This window comes from Xenorhabdus szentirmaii DSM 16338 (genome assembly GCF_002632585.1).
Taxonomy (GTDB): domain Bacteria; phylum Pseudomonadota; class Gammaproteobacteria; order Enterobacterales; family Enterobacteriaceae; genus Xenorhabdus; species Xenorhabdus szentirmaii.
Genome location: NZ_NIBV01000001.1, coordinates 718,724 through 737,709 on the forward strand (window position 1 = coordinate 718,724; position 18,986 = coordinate 737,709).

The following is an 18,986-nucleotide window of genomic DNA, read 5'->3' on the forward strand; positions in this document are numbered from 1 at the left end:
GACGTTACGCCTTGACAGCCGGTTTTACGATCAGGTTACTGTTCGTTGCACCTGGAACAGCACCTTTGACCAGCAGCAGGTTACGCTCAGCGTCAACACGTACTACATCTAAGCTCTGAACGGTTACACGTTCATTACCTAGTTGGCCTGCCATTTTCTTGCCTTTGAATACCTTGCCCGGAGTCTGGTTCTGACCGATAGAACCCGGAACACGGTGGGACAAGGAGTTACCATGGGTAGCATCTTGAGTGCGGAAGTTCCAGCGTTTAACAGTACCCGCGAAACCTTTACCTTTAGATGTACCAGTAACGTCAACTTTCTTAACGTCAGCGAAAATTTCAACGCTAATGCTTTGACCTACAGTGAACTCAGCATCGCTTTCTGACAGACGGAATTCACGCAGGATGCGGCCAGCTTCAACGCCAGCTTTAGCGAAATGACCTGCTTCAGATTTATTAACGCGGTTAGCTTTTTTGCTACCAGTCGTTACCTGAATTGCACGATAACCGTCAGTCTCATTGCTTTTAACTTGAGTTACACGGTTATCTTCGATTTCGATAACAGTTACAGGGATTGAAACGCCATCTTCAGTGAAGATGCGAGTCATACCCACTTTTTTACCGACTAAACCAATCATTGTTTCAACCTCTCAATCGTTCAATGACCTGATTAACCCAGGCTGATCTGCACGTCTACACCGGCAGCCAGATCCAGACGCATCAGAGCATCAACGGTTTTCTCGGTTGGCTCAACGATGTCAACCAGACGCTTGTGAGTGCGAATTTCGTACTGATCCCGCGCATCTTTGTTAACGTGCGGAGAAATCAGAACGGTAAAACGCTCTTTACGAGTCGGTAGCGGGATCGGACCGCGAACCTGCGCACCAGTGCGCTTAGCGGTCTCTACGATTTCCGCAGTTGATTGATCGATCAAACGATGATCAAATGCTTTCAGGCGGATACGGATTCTTTGGTTCTGCATGAGACCAGAGCTCCAACTATTTTATAAACGTAAATAATTACTCCTCACACCCATTTCGATTGATGGGGGAGTGTAATCGTTCAATGTATAACCCCCATATCGGGAGTATTTTAATGGCGGTAAATCACCGCGCATTACTGATAAAATCAGTCCTACCACGTAGGTAAGCTCGCGCATTATACGTGAATTTACCTGCAAAGCAAGATTAAGGATGAAATCTATTCAAAAAATTGCGCACAAGGGAGGAAAGAAAGTGGGAAGCAGGTAACGCCCTATATGTATGTAACAAAATGTATGTAGCAAATTATAGGGCGTCTAATTTAAATGATAGCTATTCTTCTTCACTGAGCTGAGACTGAGACTGAGTATAATTTTGTATGCCAATTCGAGTTATGAGTTCAAGTTGAGTTTCCAACCAATCGATATGATTTTCTTCCTCAGAAAGCACCTCTATCATTAAGTCTCTGCTGACATAGTCATGAACTGAATCAGCATATGCTATGGCTTCTTTGAGATCCTTTACACCTCGTAGCTCTAACTCCAAATCAGATTGCAACATTTCTTCTACGTCTTCTCCGATATTGAGTTTACCTAAGTCTTGCAAATTAGGGATACCCTCTAAGAAGAGAATGCGCTCAATAAACTTATCAGCATGCTTCATCTCATCAATAGATTCGCGATATTCAGCTTCGTTTAAACGCAACAAACCCCAATTTTTGAACATTCGGGCATGTAGAAAGTATTGATTAATAGCGACAAGCTCATTACCAAGAAGTTTGTTCAAATGTGCAATTATTTTTTTATCACCTTTCATAACAAATTCCTCCGCTTCCAGTTACTACAGTGTAGTACTAATTTGGCAGAGTAATTGCAAGGAAATTGTATTTATTTTACGCAACATTATTTATTGGAGGCAGTAGAGCAATCTCCTCATTGATGATTTCGCGTGCCTGCCGTATACATTTTCCACAATCATTTCCCACAGGAACAAAGCTTCTTAATTCCCTAATGGAACGCACATGTCGCTGGTGAACAGCGTTGCGTATGGTTTTATCACTTACTGCATTGCAGAGACAGACATACATGGAAGCACTCTTTTAACTATTTACATTCTTAAGTAACGATTCAGGTTAGATAAAATACCCGTACCTAAAACGCCTATGCTTACAAAATAAACATCACCCGACCAAGTGTAAATAGAAATAAATCTCATTTCAATTTTTGTTTTTATTTTGTTTTAAGATAAAACAAAAGCCACCTTCATTGGTGGCTTGATTAGTGGCTTGTATAAAAAAAGAGGAGCCTAAGCTCCTCTTTTTATAATCTTTTTATAATCAAAGATTAAGCAATAACTTTAGCAACAACACCAGCACCAACAGTACGGCCGCCTTCACGGATTGCGAAACGCAGACCTTCGTCCATTGCGATTGGAGCAATCAGAGTAACGATCATGTTGATGTTGTCACCTGGCATTACCATCTCAACGCCTTCTGGCAGTTCGATAGTACCGGTTACGTCAGTTGTACGGAAGTAGAACTGTGGACGGTAACCTTTGAAGAATGGAGTATGACGGCCACCTTCATCTTTGCTCAGGATATACACTTCAGATTCGAACTGGGTGTGTGGTTTGATTGAACCTGGTTTAGCCAGAACCTGACCACGTTCGATTTCGTCACGCTTAGTACCACGCAGCAGAACACCAACGTTCTCACCCGCACGGCCTTCGTCCAGCAGTTTGCGGAACATTTCAACGCCAGTACAAGTGGTTTTAGTGGTTTCTCTGATACCAACGATTTCAACTTCGTCACCAACTTTAACGATACCGCGCTCAACACGACCGGTAACTACAGTACCACGGCCGGAGATGGAGAATACGTCTTCGATTGGCAGCAGGAATGGCTTGTCAATGTCACGCTCTGGTTCTGGGATGTAAGAATCCAGTGCGTCAGCCAGTTCGATGATTTTCGCTTCCCACTCAGCTTCGCCTTCCAGCGCTTTCAGAGCAGAACCACGGATGATTGGAGTGTCGTCGCCTGGGAAATCGTACTGAGACAGCAGCTCACGTACTTCCATTTCTACCAGTTCCAGCAGCTCTTCATCATCAACCATGTCACATTTGTTCAGGAACACGATGATGTATGGAACGCCTACCTGACGACCCAGCAGGATGTGCTCACGAGTCTGTGGCATTGGGCCATCAGTTGCAGCAACAACCAGGATCGCACCGTCCATCTGAGCAGCACCAGTGATCATGTTTTTAACATAGTCGGCGTGGCCTGGGCAATCTACGTGTGCGTAGTGGCGAGTTGGGGTATCGTATTCTACGTGAGAAGTAGAGATGGTGATACCACGCGCTTTTTCTTCTGGTGCGTTATCGATCTGATCGAATGCACGAGCGCTACCGCCGTAGGTTTTTGCCAGAACGGTGGTGATTGCAGCAGTCAGGGTAGTTTTACCGTGGTCAACGTGGCCGATAGTACCAACGTTAACGTGCGGTTTTGAACGTTCAAACTTTTCTTTAGACATTAGGTTGTCCCTCTAAAACACGGAATCGGTGGCTTAACCACATCAACCAAGCAATTGCTTGTTAGATTTAGATAGTTACATGAAGAAATTCAGGAGGCAAGAACAGGGGAAGTGGTGCTGATAGGCAGATTCGAACTGCCGACCTCACCCTTACCAAGGGTGTGCTCTACCAACTGAGCTATATCAGCACATACTTGGAGCGGGCAGCGGGAATCGAACCCGCATCATCAGCTTGGAAGGCTGAGGTAATAGCCATTATACGATGCCCGCATGAACTCGGCTACCTGACTTTAATCAGCTATACATGTAACTCAAGTGGTTCTTCTGGAGTATGACTCGAGCAGAACACTCAAGATTAAAACTGGTTAATGGTGGTGGGGGAAGGATTCGAACCTTCGAAGTCTGTGACGGCAGATTTACAGTCTGCTCCCTTTGGCCGCTCGGGAACCCCACCTTTCCAAATTTTTAATTGGTGCCGGCACCAAGAATCGAACTCGGGACCTACTGATTACAAGTCAGTTGCTCTACCATCTGAGCTATGCCGGCATCAAGTGCTGCGCATTCTAGGTAGAGTTGGCCCATGATGCAACAAAAAAATTGCTTTTTTTGTTCTTTTGCTCATAAAACGCTCACTTTCGATGATTTTGGTTATTTTTTCAAAAAAATTAGTTCAAACAATAAACAAGAAGATCTTATAACAAAAGAATCGTTAAATACATTTGGTGATTTCTTTTTGCAAATCTCTCCTGCTTTTTTCCTCTTTGTTTTGAAAAAAGAAATAAAATGGTCAATATCGAGATAAAGTTGTTATAAAAAATAGAACATTTTTTTGCACTTTTTGCCTTTGCTATCAAAAAAATCACGAAAATCATAAAAAAATCTACGCCTACGATTGTTCAACCGATATGATGAGATTTATTTTTTGTCGGATACAGGTGTTCTCAACAACCTGTCCAACCTGCATTGACAGGCAAATGTTGACTTATGAATAAGAAAGAAGCTTTTTTGACGACCCCATATTTACAATTTGATCGTGAGCATTGGGCAACATTACGTGACTCAGTGCCTTTAACATTAACAGAAGAAGAAGTAACCGCTTTAAAAGGGATTAATGAAGAAATTTCAATAGATGAAGTGGTTGAGATCTATCTTCCATTATCTCGCCTACTTAATTTTTATATCAGTTCCAACCTACGACGGCAGGCTGTTCTTGATCAATTTTTAGGAACTTCGAGGCAAAAAATACCTTACGTTATTGGTATTGCAGGTAGTGTTGCCGTAGGAAAAAGTACAACCGCACGCTTATTACAGGCGTTATTAAGTCGCTGGCCCGAGCATCGCCGCGTCAAATTAGTCACAACCGATGGCTTTTTACATTCTAATAACATATTGAATGAACGTGGCTTAATGAAAAAAAAGGGATTCCCTGAATCCTATGATATGCGAGGTCTGGTCAAATTTGTCGCGGATATCAAATCAGGCGCCGAACAGGTTACCGCTCCTGTATATTCACATCTCAGCTATGATATTGTCCCAAATGAACAGATTATCATTGAAAAACCCGATATTTTGATTCTTGAAGGCTTAAACGTGTTACAAAGTGGTATGGATTACCCACATGAACCACATCATGTATTTGTTTCTGATTTTGTTGACTTTTCAATTTATGTTGATGCATCAGAAAAATTACTCGAAGAGTGGTACATCAGTCGTTTTCTTAAGTTTCGAAAAGGGGCGTTTTCCGATCCAGACTCCTACTTCCATAACTATTCAAAATTAACTACAGAAGAAGCTGTCAACGTTGCATCCAATATTTGGCAGGAAATTAATGGATTGAATTTACAGCAAAACATTTTACCAACCAGAGAACGCGCCAGCTTGATTATGACAAAGGGTGCCAATCACGCAATTGAGAGTGTCAGATTAAGAAAATAATTAAATAGCCGGAAGTAATTTAATTCCGGCTTTGCAGTCATATCCCTCTCAAAGAAATTTCACCGCCAATATAAGGTGTAACCATACCATTAATATCAAGAAGCAATGCACCTTGTTGGTCAATTCCCCGGGCAATTCCACAAGTTTCTTGATCACCAATAATTAGTTTCACATGTCGATTAATAAAATTATCTAATTCAAACCATCTCGAAATGAAAGGAGATAGCCCTTCTTTTTCAAACTGAATGAGCGCTTTTTTAAGTTCGATGATAATTTCAGCAACTAATTTATTCCGCTCAACTGTCATACCTGTATGCAATAAACTGGTCGATTGTTGATTAATTATTTTCTGTTGCTCATTACTTATCGAAATATTGATACCTATCCCGATAACAATTTGAGCCGCATCCCCTGTTTTTCCTGTCAACTCAACTAATATTCCTGCAAGTTTTTTATCATCTAAATACAAATCATTTGGCCATTTTACCTTTACTTTTTTCGCTCCCTGACGATTAAGTACTTCTGCAATCACGATACCAACAACTAAACTTAAACCTATTGCTGCTGCCGGCCCTTGCTCCAAGCGCCAGTACATGGATAAATATAAGTTCCGCCCAAATGCTGAAATCCATTGCCTGCCTCGACGCCCTCTCCCTGCATACTGATATTCTGCAACACAGGAATCACCTGAATTAAGCCCAGGTAGCTTCTCCAGCAGATACTGATTAGTTGAATCAATAACAGGGATTACCTCAATGTGATCATTTGGAAGATAATCCGCAATAATTTCGCTATCAAGAAGGTCCATTGAGGTTGGAAAGCAGTAACCTTTACCCGGAAGAGTCAAAACTTCTACTCCCCACTCACGGATTGTCTGGATATGTTTATTAATTCCTGCCCGGCTCATTCCCAATTCTTGACCAAGTTGCTGCCCAGAATGAACTTCACCATCTGATAAAAATTTAATTAATTTTAACGGAATACTAATATCTTTCATGAAATACATTCCACTGCATCTATCTCACCTTCACTACCGATAAAGCGTACTTCAGGTTCTAAATGAATATTAAACTTTTCTGCCACTTTATTTCGTACATAAGCAGCTAATGCAATAATGTCCTGCCCTGTGGCGCTTCCTTTATTAATTAGTACCAATGCCTGGTTTGTATGAACAGCCGCATCACCAACGGAATATCCTTTTAAATCGCACTGTTCAATCAACCAACCTGCTGCAATCTTCATACTATGTTCATTAACGCAATACTGGGGACAATCTGGGTATGTAAATTTAATTTTCTGAGCCAATGCAGCTGATATAATAGGGTTTTTAAAGAAACTTCCCGCGTTACCCATTATTGCAGGATCAGGTAATTTACTCTGGCGAATGTCACACACCATATTAAATATTTGCTCTGGAGTCACATCTTCTCGCGAGAATTTAGCCAAACCACCATAAGTTAATGTTGGCTCCCAGATTTTATTCAAACGTAAGCCGACGGCAATAATAGCGTAACCATCTTTATATTGATGTTTGAATATACTGTCTCTATAGCCAAATTGGCATATATTGGCCATTAAACGTATTGAATTTCCCGTTTTCAGCTCAATAAGATCCACATACTCACAGACGTCTTTAAATTCAACGCCATATGCGCCAATATTTTGAATGGGGGCAGAACCTACATTTCCGGGAATCAACGCTAAGTTTTCCAAACCGTAAATTTGTTGATTAAGCAAAGAGATGATCAGTTGATGCCAGTTCTCACCCGCACCAACATGAATATGCCATGCAGTATCCGATTCTTGTATTTCAATACCAAGAATTCGGTTTAGGATCACAGTCCCTTTAAAATTTTCGGTAAAAAGGATGTTGCTCCCTCCTCCCAACAATAAAATAGGGTGTGTTTTTTCTTTTGCCGCTTGCCACAAAGACAGGAGAGATTCAATAGAGGTCGCTATGCCAATATATTCAGCATAAGCTGGTATATTAAATGTGTTGAACGCTTTTAGTTGGTAAGTTTGGCTGACAGACATTTACTTCAAGCTCAATAAGTAATTTTGACTGTAGTCTATCAAACTCTATATTTGAAAGATAAGTAAGTAGTTACCCAATACCTATCTGCTAATAAAAATATAAGAGAATTAGAAATGCAAAAGGCCACTCGCTAGAGTGGCCTTTTGACAGATTATTGACAAAGTGCTGGTTTTTTATCCGGTACTTTGCTTTAATCAAATTCCGTTCACCCGACGGAGCTGCCGCCATGTTAAGAGTTCCCTCTCCCCGGACGTTTCCGCCCGAAACACTCTCACTTGATGACCTCGTCTCCCAAAACCATCTGGTTCGCAAAGTCGATGCCGCCCTTGATTTCGAATTTATCCGAGATTTAGTCGCCCCGTTGTATTGCCAAAATAATGGCCGTTCGGCTATCGATCCGGTGATGCTGATTAAAATGATGTTACTGGGCTATTTATTTGGGATCCCCAGTGAACGCCGGTTGGTTCAGGAGATCCAGGTGAATATGGCCTACCGCTGGTTTTTGCGGCTGGGGTTGACTGAAAAAGTCCCTGATGCCTCTACCCTCAGCCAAAATCGGCGACGTCGCTTCAACCACTCCGAGGTGTTCCAATCCATTTTTGACAATATTGTCGAACAGGCTATCCGCCGCGGTTTTGTGGGCGGGCGGGTGCTCTATACGGACAGCACCCATCTGAAAGCCAGTGCCAATCCCCATAAAACTGAGCGCCTCCAGCGTCCTGTTCTTCCGGGCGCCTATCTGGACGAGTTGGAACAGGCCGTAAGTGAAGACCGGGCTCAATCCGGAAAAAAAGTTGACGCCAACCCACAAGGAACGGCAAAAACAGATAAAAGTCAGTACGACTGACCCGGAAAGCGGTTTTATGCACCGGACGAACAAACCGACAGGATTTTTCTATCTCGACCACCGTACCGTGGACGGGAAAGCCAATATTATCATGGATACTTACGCCACCGCAGGCAATGTCCATGACAGCCAGCCGTTGATTGGGCGTCTGAAACGTCAGTTGGCCCATTTTCCGCTTAACCCGGTCGCTATCGTGCTGGATGCCGGCTATTTTACCGCCCCATTTGCCACCTGACCCTGCAACTGGGCCTCACCCCGGTCATCAGCTATCGTCGTCCAAACAAGGACCCCAATACGTTCCAAAAGAAACAGTTTATTTATGATCCGCAACAAGATTGCTATGCCTGCCCGCAGGGCAAAAAGCTGATTTATACCACCACCGACCGCCAGGGATACCGCCATTACCAAACAGCCGCCGGCATTTGTCAGAACTGTCCATTGCGGGCGGCCTGCACACGGGCTAAAAAGGGAAAAGCCATCACGCGACACATCTGGGAAGCAAGTAAAGAAAAGGCTCAATACATTCGGTTGACGCCGTGGGGCAAAAAAATGCATAAGCGACGAAAAGAAACGATAGAGCGCAGTTTTGCAGATGCCAAACAGCATCACGGGCATCGTTACGCCCATTTTCGCGGGTTGCTGAAAGTGCAGATACAGTGCCTGTTAGCGGCCACCGCGCAAAATATCAAGAAGATAGCGTTACTGGTGGCTGCGCTTTGTTGGCTTTACCTGGGATTCAGCCGTGGATGTAATCGGTCAAACATCCCATCACGGACTGAAAAAGAGGCATATTGGGCATAAATCAGAAAAAAACCGAAGAGGAGGATTGATAATGGAGACGGCAATGGTATGGTTTCAACGCGGTTTGTCAGCAGTCTGGCAAAAGGCCACTCGCTAGAGTGGCCTTTTGACTTGGATATAAAGCTTGGCAGTTCCCTACTCTCACATGGGGAGACCCCACACTACCATCGGCGCTACGGCGTTTCACTACTGAGTTCGGCATGGGGTCAGGTGGGACCACCGCGCTATTGCCGCCAGACAAATCCTGTTTTCAATCCCGAACAAGCTGTTTTCTCTCATCTGAAACCCGTCTCTTCTTTATACTCCACAAAACACCTTCGGTGTTGTCAGGTTAAGCCGCACGGTTCATTAGTACTGGTTAGCTCAACGTCTCGCAACGCTTACACACCCAGCCTATCCACGTCCTCGTCTCGAACGTTCCTTTAGGACTCTCAAGGAGTCAGGGAAGACTCATCTCAAGGCAAGTTTCCCGCTTAGATGCTTTCAGCGGTTATCTCTTCCGCACGTAGCTACCGGGCAATGCCATTGGCATGACAACCCGAACACCAGTGGTGCGTCCACTCCGGTCCTCTCGTACTAGGAGCAGCCCCTTTCAATCTTCCAACGCCCACGGCAGATAGGGACCGAACTGTCTCACGACGTTCTAAACCCAGCTCGCGTACCACTTTAAACGGCGAACAGCCGTACCCTTGGGACCTACTTCAGCCCCAGGATGTGATGAGCCGACATCGAGGTGCCAAACACCGCCGTCGATATGAACTCTTGGGCGGTATCAGCCTGTTATCCCCGGAGTACCTTTTATCCGTTGAGCGATGGCCCTTCCATTCAGAACCACCGGATCACTAAGACCTACTTTCGTACCTGCTCGAGCCGTCACTCTCGCAGTCAAGCTAGCTTATGCCTTTGCACTAACCTCACGATGTCCGACCGTGATTAGCTAACCTTCGTGCTCCTCCGTTACGCTTTGGGAGGAGACCGCCCCAGTCAAACTACCCACCAGACACTGTCCGCGACCCGGATAACGGGCCGACGTTAGAACATCAAACATTCAAGGGTGGTATTTCAAGGATGGCTCCATGCAGACTGGCGTCCGCACTTCCGGGCCTCCCACCTATCCTACACATCAAGGCTCAAGGTTCAGTGTCAAGCTATAGTAAAGGTTCACGGGGTCTTTCCGTCTTGCCGCGGGTACACTGCATCTTCACAGCGAGTTCAATTTCACTGAGTCTCGGGTGGAGACAGCCTGGCCATCATTACGCCATTCGTGCAGGTCGGAACTTACCCGACAAGGAATTTCGCTACCTTAGGACCGTTATAGTTACGGCCGCCGTTTACTGGGGCTTCGATCAAGAGCGTCGCGTTGCCGCTAACCCCATCAATTAACCTTCCAGCACCGGGCAGGCGTCACACCGTATACGTCCACTTTCGTGTTTGCACAGTGCTGTGTTTTTATTAAACAGTTGCAGCCAGCTGGTATCTGCGACTGGCCTCGGCTCCGGGAGCAAGTCCCTTCACCTGACGCCAGCGTGCCTTCTCCCGAAGTTACGGCACCATTTTGCCTAGTTCCTTCACCCGAGTTCTCTCAAGCGCCTGAGTATTCTCTACCTGACCACCTGTGTCGGTTTGGGGTACGATTCAATGTTACCTGGAGCTTAGAGGCTTTTCCTGGAAGCAGGGCATCAACCACTTCAGCACCGTAGTGCCTCGTCATCACGCCTCAGTGTTATTGGCCGTCCGGATTTACCAAGACGCCCCACCTACACGCTTAAACCGGGACAAACCGTCGCCCGGCTGGCCTAGCCTTCTCCGTCCCCCCTTCGCAGTAACACCGAGTACAGGAATATTAACCTGTTTCCCATCGACTACGCCTTTCGGCCTCGCCTTAGGGGTCGACTCACCCTGCCCCGATTAACGTTGGACAGGAACCCTTGGTCTTCCGGCGAGCGGGTTTTTCACCCGCTTTATCGTTACTTATGTCAGCATTCGCACTTCTGATACCTCCAGCGGCCCTCACAGGCCACCTTCAACGGCTTACAGAACGCTCCCCTACCCAACAACACAAACGTGTCGCTGCCGCAGCTTCGGTGCATGGTTTAGCCCCGTTACATCTTCCGCGCAGGCCGACTCGACCAGTGAGCTATTACGCTTTCTTTAAATGATGGCTGCTTCTAAGCCAACATCCTGGCTGTCTGAGCCTTCCCACTTCGTTTCCCACTTAACCATGACTTGGGGACCTTAGCTGGCGGTCTGGGTTGTTTCCCTCTTCACGACGGACGTTAGCACCCGCCGTGTGTCTCCCGTGATAACATTCTTCGGTATTCGCAGTTTGCATCGGGTTGGTAAGTCGGGATGACCCCCTAGCCGAAACAGTGCTCTACCCCCGAAGATGAATTCACGAGGCGCTACCTAAATAGCTTTCGGGGAGAACCAGCTATCTCCCGGTTTGATTGGCCTTTCACCCCCAGCCACAAGTCATCCGCTAATTTTTCAACATTAGTCGGTTCGGTCCTCCAGTTAGTGTTACCCAACCTTCAACCTGCCCATGGCTAGATCACCGGGTTTCGGGTCTATACCCTGCAACTTAACGCCCAGTTAAGACTCGGTTTCCCTGCGGCTCCCCTATGCGGTTAACCTTGCTACAGAATATAAGTCGCTGACCCATTATACAAAAGGTACGCAGTCACACCCACAAGGGGTGCTCCCACTGCTTGTACGTACACGGTTTCAGGTTCTCTTTCACTCCCCTCGCCGGGGTTCTTTTCGCCTTTCCCTCACGGTACTGGTTCACTATCGGTCAGTCAGGAGTATTTAGCCTTGGAGGATGGTCCCCCCATGTTCAGACAGGATACCACGTGTCCCGCCCTACTCATCGAACTCCCGGCCTGTGCATCTTCGTGTACGGGGCTATCACCCTTTACTGCACGCCTTTCCAGGCGTTTCCACTGACACACAAGCCGTTGCTGGTTCTGGGCTCCTCCCCGTTCGCTCGCCGCTACTGGGGGAATCTCGGTTGATTTCTTTTCCTCGGGGTACTGAGATGTTTCAGTTCCCCCGGTTCGCCTCGCTTGACTATGAATTCATCAAACGATAGTGCAACGGATTGCACTGGGTTTCCCCATTCGGACATCGCCGGCTATAGCGGTTCATATCACCTTACCGGCGCTTTTCGCAGATTAGCACGTCCTTCATCGCCTCTGACTGCCTAGGCATCCACCGTGTACGCTTAGTCGCTTAACCTCACAACCCGAAGGTGTCTTCAGGTTGGAGTCTATTGAGAGACTCATCAGTCTTACCGTCGCTGACGATAAGCTGATTGTTTCAAATTTTCAGCTTGTTCCAGATTGTTAAAGAGCAAAATATTGCTAAACCGGCTCGCAAGCCACGCTTAGCAATATCGACTGGCACCGTCTTTCACCCAGGGCCTGAGCAAAGTGGCGTCCCCTAGGGGATTCGAACCCCTGTTACCGCCGTGAAAGGGCGGTGTCCTAGGCCTCTAGACGAAGGGGACATCAAGTCTTCTTCGCAGACGCTGCTCATTCTTCTTTCATCAGACAATCTGTGTGGGCACTGCACAAAATCCACTATCTTTAGGTAAGGAGGTGATCCAACCGCAGGTTCCCCTACGGTTACCTTGTTACGACTTCACCCCAGTCATGAATCACAAAGTGGTAAGCGCCCTCCCGAAGGTTAAGCTACCTACTTCTTTTGCAACCCACTCCCATGGTGTGACGGGCGGTGTGTACAAGGCCCGGGAACGTATTCACCGTAGCATTCTGATCTACGATTACTAGCGATTCCGACTTCATGGAGTCGAGTTGCAGACTCCAATCCGGACTACGACAGACTTTATGAGTTCCGCTTGCTCTCGCGAGGTCGCTTCTCTTTGTATCTGCCATTGTAGCACGTGTGTAGCCCTACTCGTAAGGGCCATGATGACTTGACGTCATCCCCACCTTCCTCCGGTTTATCACCGGCAGTCTCCCTTGAGTTCCCACCATCACGTGCTGGCAACAAAGGATAAGGGTTGCGCTCGTTGCGGGACTTAACCCAACATTTCACAACACGAGCTGACGACAGCCATGCAGCACCTGTCTCACGGTTCCCGAAGGCACTTCAGCATCTCTGCCAAATTCCGTGGATGTCAAGAGTAGGTAAGGTTCTTCGCGTTGCATCGAATTAAACCACATGCTCCACCGCTTGTGCGGGCCCCCGTCAATTCATTTGAGTTTTAATCTTGCGACCGTACTCCCCAGGCGGTCGATTTAACGCGTTAGCTCCGGAAGCCACGCCTCAGGGGCACAACCTCCAAATCGACATCGTTTACAGCGTGGACTACCAGGGTATCTAATCCTGTTTGCTCCCCACGCTTTCGCACCTGAGCGTCAGTCTTCGTCCAGGGGGCCGCCTTCGCCACCGGTATTCCTCCACATCTCTACGCATTTCACCGCTACACGTGGAATTCTACCCCCCTCTACGAGACTCTAGCCAACCAGTCTTAGATGCCGTTCCCGGGTTAAGCCCGGGGATTTCACATCTAACTTAATTGACCGCCTGCGTGCGCTTTACGCCCAGTAATTCCGATTAACGCTTGCACCCTCCGTATTACCGCGGCTGCTGGCACGGAGTTAGCCGGTGCTTCTTCTGCGGGTAACGTCAATCGTAAGCCGTATTCAGACTCACGCCTTCCTCCCCGCTGAAAGTACTTTACAACCCGAAGGCCTTCTTCATACACGCGGCATGGCTGCATCAGGCTTGCGCCCATTGTGCAATATTCCCCACTGCTGCCTCCCGTAGGAGTCTGGGCCGTGTCTCAGTCCCAGTGTGGCTGGTCATCCTCTCAGACCAGCTAGGGATCGTCGCCTAGGTGGGCCGTTACCCCGCCTACTAGCTAATCCCATCTGGGTTCATCCGATGGCGTGAGGCCCGAAGGTCCCCCACTTTGCTCCCAAGAGGTCATGCGGTATTAGCCACCGTTTCCAGTGGTTATCCCCCTCCATCGGGCAGATCCCCAGACATTACTCACCCGTCCGCCGCTCGCCGGCAAAGAAGCACGCTTCTTCCCGCTGCCGCTCGACTTGCATGTGTTAGGCCTGCCGCCAGCGTTCAATCTGAGCCATGATCAAACTCTTCAATTAAAAGTGTTTGATGCTCAAAGAATTATACTGTTAGTTCGTAATGAATTAACTGTTGTTCACTCTTCAAGACTTTAATCTTTTCGCCTTTCGGCGTTTGATAGTGTCCTGCGAGTGCCCACACAGATTGTCTGATTCAGTTGTTAAAGAGCGGGGCAACCGGAAGGCTCTTCCGGGTTGCGAGGCTGCGTATCTTACGCTTTTCGCCTCCAGAGTCAAGCGTTTATTTTCGCTTTTCTCTCACTTCCCTCAGCGGCATGTCTCAGCTCAGCGTCGGTCAGTGGTGGCGCATTATAGGGAGTTTTACGGATGTGACAATAGTTTTTTTCAAAAAAATTACCGACCGATGATTATTTCATCAAATTTTACTTAGGTTGCTAGTTTTTCCAGCGATAAGAAGCCATATTCATATAAAATAGGGCGCAAGGCTTCGCTATCCGAGTCTATTTTTGTGCAATAAGCCAAATTATCTGTCGTTGTTAAAAACAAATCTTCCAAGTTTTTAATCAGCCAGGCCGTTCTGCGGGCAATTGCGGCCCCCGAATCAATTAACCTTGTTCCATTAGGTAAGACTTGTGAAAGTTCCTCTGCTAACAAAGGAAAGTGTGTACAACCCAAAATGACGGTATCCGGTGGTTCTTTCATTTTCAGCCACGGCTTTAATATTTTCTCCAGAGTTTCCAACGGGACATCTTTACCGTGTAGCTTTCTTTCTGCTAACTCCACCAACTCAGCTGAGCCTATTAGATGCATCTGGCAATGCGTAGCGAATCGGGCGATTAATTCTTTGGTATAGTCACGGTTTACCGTAGCCCGCGTTGCCAATAATCCCACAACACGGTTACACGTCAGCTTGGCGGCAGGTTTGACTGCGGGCACAACTCCAACAACAGGAAAAGAAAAACGCTCACGCAAAGCGGGTAAGCTGACTGTACTGGCAGTATTGCAAGCAATGACAACTATCGCTAAGGGGTGTTTTTTCTGGATAGCCTCAATAACCTGCACCACTCTTTCAACGATGACTTCAGCCGTTTTTTCGCCATAAGGGAATGCTTCATTATCGAATGCATATATATAGTGGAGATCCGGCAAGAGCTGCCTAATCTCTTTATAGACGGATAAACCACCCACCCCGGAATCAAAAACCAGAATTGTTGGACGGGCGGTTTTGTTTAAATCAGAAATTGTAGCTGCCGGTGAGGTAGTATTCTCTTCCTGGAGTGTGGTAGCCATAGGCTGTCTCATAATTTTTATCAAACAGATTAGCTATTCTAGCACGTATTGTCAGGTGGTCAGTGATTGGATATGAGGCATTCACATCCCATAAACTTACACCACCCAATTTATGCCCTTGGTCATTACGCTGACCAATATATTGATAAGAAACTCCCCAGTCGACATTGAAGGCTTCCCAATCCAATTGATACTTCACTTGCTGCTTGGCCCGACGGGCTAATCTTTTATTATTGCCACCACGCGGATCGACATACTGTAAAGTCAATTGATGCTGAAATATGCCGGTATCCATTGTTCCTGTCCATTCAGCCCCTTTAATTTTCGCCTTACCAATATTTTCATAGCGATTATTGGCAAAATTTATTAACTGTTCAATGTCATTACGGTAAACAGACAAACGCCAATTAAGCTCCCCTGTCACTCCTTCTATCCCACCTTCCCATTGTTTACTTTTTTCCGGTTTAAGGCTTTCATTTCCCCATTGGCTATAAAGCTGGCCCAAAGTCGGTGCTTTAAATGCCGTAGCATAGGAGGTGATAAAACGATACCCCTCGATAAATTCCCAACTGGCTCCAGTTTGCCAAGTTGTATTCCAGCCATATTCAGAATGATGATCTGAGCGTACTGCGCCTTCCAATGTGAAATCATGAATTTTTTGCTGCGCCGTTAAATACGCACCGGTGTTATCAACGCTTTTTTGTTCGCCGGTGTTATTAGAGCCTGCGGCTACTGATTCTCGCTTCCAATCCACACCACTGCTGATCGCACCATAGCCAGCCTGCCATACATTTCCCCACTGAACATTATATTGTTTGGAATCACTCAGGCTGGTATTTTTACCATAACGTCCATCGCCAGTGACATGATGATAATCTTTCGCATGACTATAACTGGCGATGAATTGAGAAGAGTAACGACCTTGATTGAATTGAAATCCAGCATCGTAGGTACGACTGAACAGTTGGCGAGTATCAGTGTCTCCTTTACTCCATGCATCATAAGCAGTTCGGTTATTAAAACCATAAACACGAGCAAATCCACTCGCTTGCTCATTGAAGTTATGGTCTATTTCCAGCCATAACATCTTACTCATAAAGCCATCGCGATCTGGCTGGCGTTCCCTTCCTGTTTCACCATCAACTATCACATCAAACCCTTTGGCATAGGTATAACCTGCGGCTGAAGTGAGCAGGGTATTTTCACCAAGTTTTTGTTGAGTTGAGCCGTTATAGTTTTGATATCCGTTCGAACCAACCCCGGCATTCAACGTGGTTCCCTGCGATTCTCTCTTTGTGATGATATTAATAACGCCACCAATGGCATTAGAGCCATACACAGCAGAACGAGCCCCTCGGATATATTCTATTCTTTGCACCATAGCTATCGGGATCTGTCCAAAATCAGCCGATCCAGTGATATCTGCCTGATTTAAAAGAATCCCATCCACCAGCACGAGTGTATGGTTTGAATTCGTACCACGAATAAATAAAGACGAGGACTGGCCTATCCCGCCATTTTGGGCAATATCAACACCTGGCAAGCGACGCAGGACATCAACCAAGCTACTGGATTGCCAATGGTCGATCTCTTCACGGGTAATTACCGTCATTGGCGCGAGAACCGAAGAAACCGGTTGTTTAAAGCGATTGGCCGTCACGATCAACCGATCTTGATTATCAGCCGTTGCAAGATCGCTCCAACCAGAAAGTACTGCTACAGACACAGCAGGTAAAAGGATAGATTTTTTATTTAACATGATATTTATAACGAGAAAGTGGCATCTGACTACAAAATGTCATGCTACGATGAAGCCAATAGGCTGTCCAGAATGGCGCCATTATCAAAAAAAGGTGATGATGCACTAGAAAACTGGACATACTTCCCGCTTGCCCTAAAATGCCGCTCGGAAATTTTTCTTAACGCGACCCTACGAGAACCCAATGATGCAGAATGCCTTGCCAACGGAAAATTATGAAAATCAATTGATGGAGAAAGCCCACCGTCTGAAAGAAATGATGGCCTCATTCAGCGCACCAGAGCCTGAAGTTTTCCGTTCCCCGGCATCACATTACAGAATGCGGGCAGAATTCCGTATCTGGCATGAGGAAGATGACCTCTACCACATTATGTTTGATCAGCAGACCAAACAACGTATCCGCATTGATCAATTTCCCGTTGCCAATCAGCTCATCAATAGCATGATGCAGGCAATTATTGCTGGCGTAAAAAATAATCCTATATTACGCCATAAATTATTTCAGGTGGATTATCTCTCCACCCGCAGCAACAAAATCATTGTTTCCCTGCTTTACCACAAAAAATTGGGGGATGAGTGGCGCGAACAGGCTATTGCGCTGCGTACCCAATTAATTGCAGACGGTTTTAATGTCCAAATTATCGGGCGCGCATCAAAAACCAAGATCATGCTCGATCATGACTATATAGATGAAGAATTACCGGTTGCGGGTAACACCATGATTTATCGTCAGGTTGAAAACAGCTTCACGCAACCCAATGCCAGCATCAATATTCATATGTTGGAATGGGCGATTGATATCACCAAAGGTTCTACAGGTGATTTGCTTGAACTGTATTGCGGCAATGGTAATTTTTCTCTGGCACTGGCACAAAATTTTGAGCGGGTATTGGCGACAGAAATTGCCAAACCTTCTGTTGCCGCGGCTCAATTTAATATTGCTGCGAATCAGATTGATAATGTACAGATTATCCGAATGTCGGCAGAAGAATTTACACAGGCGATGAACGGTGAACGCGAATTCAACCGACTTCAAGGGATTGATTTAAAGAGTTATCAATGCGAAACCATCTTTGTTGACCCGCCACGTAGTGGTTTGGATGAAGAAACCGTTAAAATGGTGCAGGCATATCCCCGTATTCTGTACATTTCCTGTAATCCGGAAACCCTCAGCAATAATCTGGAAGCACTGACACAAACTCATAAAGTCAGCAGACTGGCTCTCTTTGACCAATTCCCTTATACCCACCATATGGAATGTGGTGTATTACTGGAAAAAAGGGGTTAATCCCCCCGGAAAAACGCCACCAGAGAGTTAACCTCGTGGCGTTTTTATAAACTTTAACAGGAAATATCACCCCTGATTACCTGAAGCCAACATAGCCAGCTGCTTGCGTCCTTTCGCTTTTAGGTAAATCCAAAACACCAAAACAGTACCAATCGTAACAGGCAAGAAGTTAGAACCAATCGCTGGATATTCCATCCGAATAAACGCACTGTACATAAACATGCCTAAGAAGAAGCAACCCGTGACTAATTTTGGCAAACCTTCAGCCATTGGATAATTCAAATAACGTTGATGGAGGCAATACAGGGCGAGTGCCAGTGAAACAATCGGAAAAATGGAAAAAGGAACATGCGAATTAAAAAATACTGAGAAGGTTCCATGTGTTGACAACCCAACAATAAGGGCCAGCAACATTGCGCTTTTATCTTGGCGGTATTGTTCCATCGTAT

General features: G+C 46.1%; 13 protein-coding genes, 5 tRNA genes, 3 rRNA genes and 1 pseudogene. 4 read left to right on the plus strand and 18 right to left on the minus strand.

Annotated elements, in window-relative coordinates:
* Window positions 1-4: 4 nt before the first annotated feature.
* From rplC to Xsze_RS03475, 9 genes are all read right to left on the minus strand, one after another.
* Window positions 5-637, minus strand: coding sequence for a 50S ribosomal protein L3 (gene rplC / locus Xsze_RS03435; protein WP_038240488.1), 633 nt, complete (start codon window positions 635-637; stop codon window positions 5-7).
* Between the two features lie 32 nt (window positions 638-669).
* On the minus strand, window positions 670-981 hold the full coding sequence (gene rpsJ / locus Xsze_RS03440) for a 30S ribosomal protein S10 (RefSeq protein WP_001181005.1): 312 nt from the start codon (window positions 979-981) through the stop codon (window positions 670-672).
* Between the two features lie 331 nt (window positions 982-1,312).
* The gene (gene bfr / locus Xsze_RS03445; protein WP_038240490.1) at window positions 1,313-1,795 is read right to left on the minus strand and encodes a bacterioferritin; all 483 of its coding nucleotides are present in this window, start codon (window positions 1,793-1,795) and stop codon (window positions 1,313-1,315) included.
* Window positions 1,796-1,871: 76 nt separating this feature from the next.
* On the minus strand, window positions 1,872-2,066 hold the full coding sequence (gene bfd, locus Xsze_RS03450; RefSeq protein ID WP_071991815.1) for a bacterioferritin-associated ferredoxin: 195 nt from the start codon (window positions 2,064-2,066) through the stop codon (window positions 1,872-1,874).
* Between the two features lie 256 nt (window positions 2,067-2,322).
* Complete coding sequence (gene tuf, locus Xsze_RS03455; protein WP_099138574.1) at window positions 2,323-3,507, minus strand: elongation factor Tu; 1,185 nt, start codon at window positions 3,505-3,507, stop codon at window positions 2,323-2,325.
* A 112-nt stretch (window positions 3,508-3,619) separates the two neighbouring features.
* Window positions 3,620-3,695 (minus strand) — tRNA-Thr (locus Xsze_RS03460).
* A 7-nt stretch (window positions 3,696-3,702) separates the two neighbouring features.
* A tRNA-Gly gene (locus tag Xsze_RS03465) sits at window positions 3,703-3,777 on the minus strand.
* Between the two features lie 99 nt (window positions 3,778-3,876).
* A tRNA-Tyr gene (locus Xsze_RS03470) sits at window positions 3,877-3,961 on the minus strand.
* 16 nt (window positions 3,962-3,977) lie between these two features.
* Window positions 3,978-4,053 (minus strand) — tRNA-Thr (locus Xsze_RS03475).
* Between the two features lie 34 nt (window positions 4,054-4,087).
* Here Xsze_RS03475 and Xsze_RS03480 point away from each other — a divergent pair.
* Together Xsze_RS03480 and coaA are read left to right on the plus strand one after the other, a co-directional pair.
* The gene (locus Xsze_RS03480; protein WP_038242194.1) at window positions 4,088-4,309 is read left to right on the plus strand and encodes a hypothetical protein; all 222 of its coding nucleotides are present in this window, start codon (window positions 4,088-4,090) and stop codon (window positions 4,307-4,309) included.
* 182 nt (window positions 4,310-4,491) lie between these two features.
* Complete coding sequence (coaA, locus tag Xsze_RS03485) at window positions 4,492-5,442, plus strand: type I pantothenate kinase (RefSeq protein ID WP_038242191.1); 951 nt, start codon at window positions 4,492-4,494, stop codon at window positions 5,440-5,442.
* A 37-nt stretch (window positions 5,443-5,479) separates the two neighbouring features.
* Here the strand turns inward: coaA and birA are convergent, their stop codons facing one another.
* Together birA and murB are read right to left on the minus strand one after the other, a co-directional pair.
* On the minus strand, window positions 5,480-6,439 hold the full coding sequence (gene birA, locus Xsze_RS03490; RefSeq protein WP_038242188.1) for a bifunctional biotin--[acetyl-CoA-carboxylase] ligase/biotin operon repressor BirA: 960 nt from the start codon (window positions 6,437-6,439) through the stop codon (window positions 5,480-5,482).
* Window positions 6,436-7,476, minus strand: coding sequence for a UDP-N-acetylmuramate dehydrogenase (gene murB, locus Xsze_RS03495; RefSeq protein WP_038242186.1), 1,041 nt, complete (start codon window positions 7,474-7,476; stop codon window positions 6,436-6,438). Before murB ends, birA begins: the two co-directional genes overlap by 4 nt.
* Window positions 7,477-7,703: 227 nt before the next feature.
* On the opposite strand from murB, the pseudogene Xsze_RS03500 reads away from it, so the two are divergent.
* Window positions 7,704-9,125, plus strand: a pseudogene (locus tag Xsze_RS03500) (IS1182 family transposase).
* A 122-nt stretch (window positions 9,126-9,247) separates the two neighbouring features.
* Here the strand turns inward: Xsze_RS03500 and rrf are convergent.
* The 6 genes from rrf to btuB all read right to left on the minus strand — a co-directional run bounded on the left by rrf (window position 9,248) and on the right by btuB (window position 17,249).
* Window positions 9,248-9,363 (minus strand): 5S ribosomal RNA (rrf, locus tag Xsze_RS03505).
* Window positions 9,364-9,452: 89 nt separating this feature from the next.
* Window positions 9,453-12,362, minus strand: a 23S ribosomal RNA gene (locus Xsze_RS03510).
* Between the two features lie 195 nt (window positions 12,363-12,557).
* A tRNA-Glu gene (locus Xsze_RS03515) sits at window positions 12,558-12,633 on the minus strand.
* An 84-nt stretch (window positions 12,634-12,717) separates the two neighbouring features.
* Window positions 12,718-14,260, minus strand: a 16S ribosomal RNA gene (locus Xsze_RS03520).
* The 16S, 23S and 5S rRNA genes sit together here with 1 tRNA gene alongside, the layout of an rRNA operon.
* A gap of 366 nt (window positions 14,261-14,626) precedes the next feature.
* Window positions 14,627-15,490, minus strand: a complete 864-nt coding sequence (gene murI, locus Xsze_RS03525) for a glutamate racemase (protein WP_038240070.1) — start codon at window positions 15,488-15,490, stop codon at window positions 14,627-14,629.
* The gene (btuB, locus tag Xsze_RS03530) at window positions 15,435-17,249 is read right to left on the minus strand and encodes a TonB-dependent vitamin B12 receptor BtuB (RefSeq protein ID WP_038240067.1); all 1,815 of its coding nucleotides are present in this window, start codon (window positions 17,247-17,249) and stop codon (window positions 15,435-15,437) included. Before btuB ends, murI begins: the two co-directional genes overlap by 56 nt.
* Window positions 17,250-17,433: 184 nt before the next feature.
* On the opposite strand from btuB, the gene trmA reads away from it, so the two are divergent.
* Window positions 17,434-18,537 carry a tRNA (uridine(54)-C5)-methyltransferase TrmA gene (gene trmA / locus Xsze_RS03535; protein ID WP_038240061.1) on the plus strand — a complete coding sequence of 368 codons (1,104 nt, stop codon included), beginning with the start codon at window positions 17,434-17,436 and terminating at the stop codon, window positions 18,535-18,537.
* 66 nt (window positions 18,538-18,603) lie between these two features.
* Here the strand turns inward: trmA and Xsze_RS03540 are convergent, their stop codons facing one another.
* Window positions 18,604-18,981, minus strand: a complete 378-nt coding sequence (locus Xsze_RS03540) for a YijD family membrane protein (RefSeq protein WP_038240059.1) — start codon at window positions 18,979-18,981, stop codon at window positions 18,604-18,606.
* Window positions 18,982-18,986: the final 5 nt, after the last annotated feature.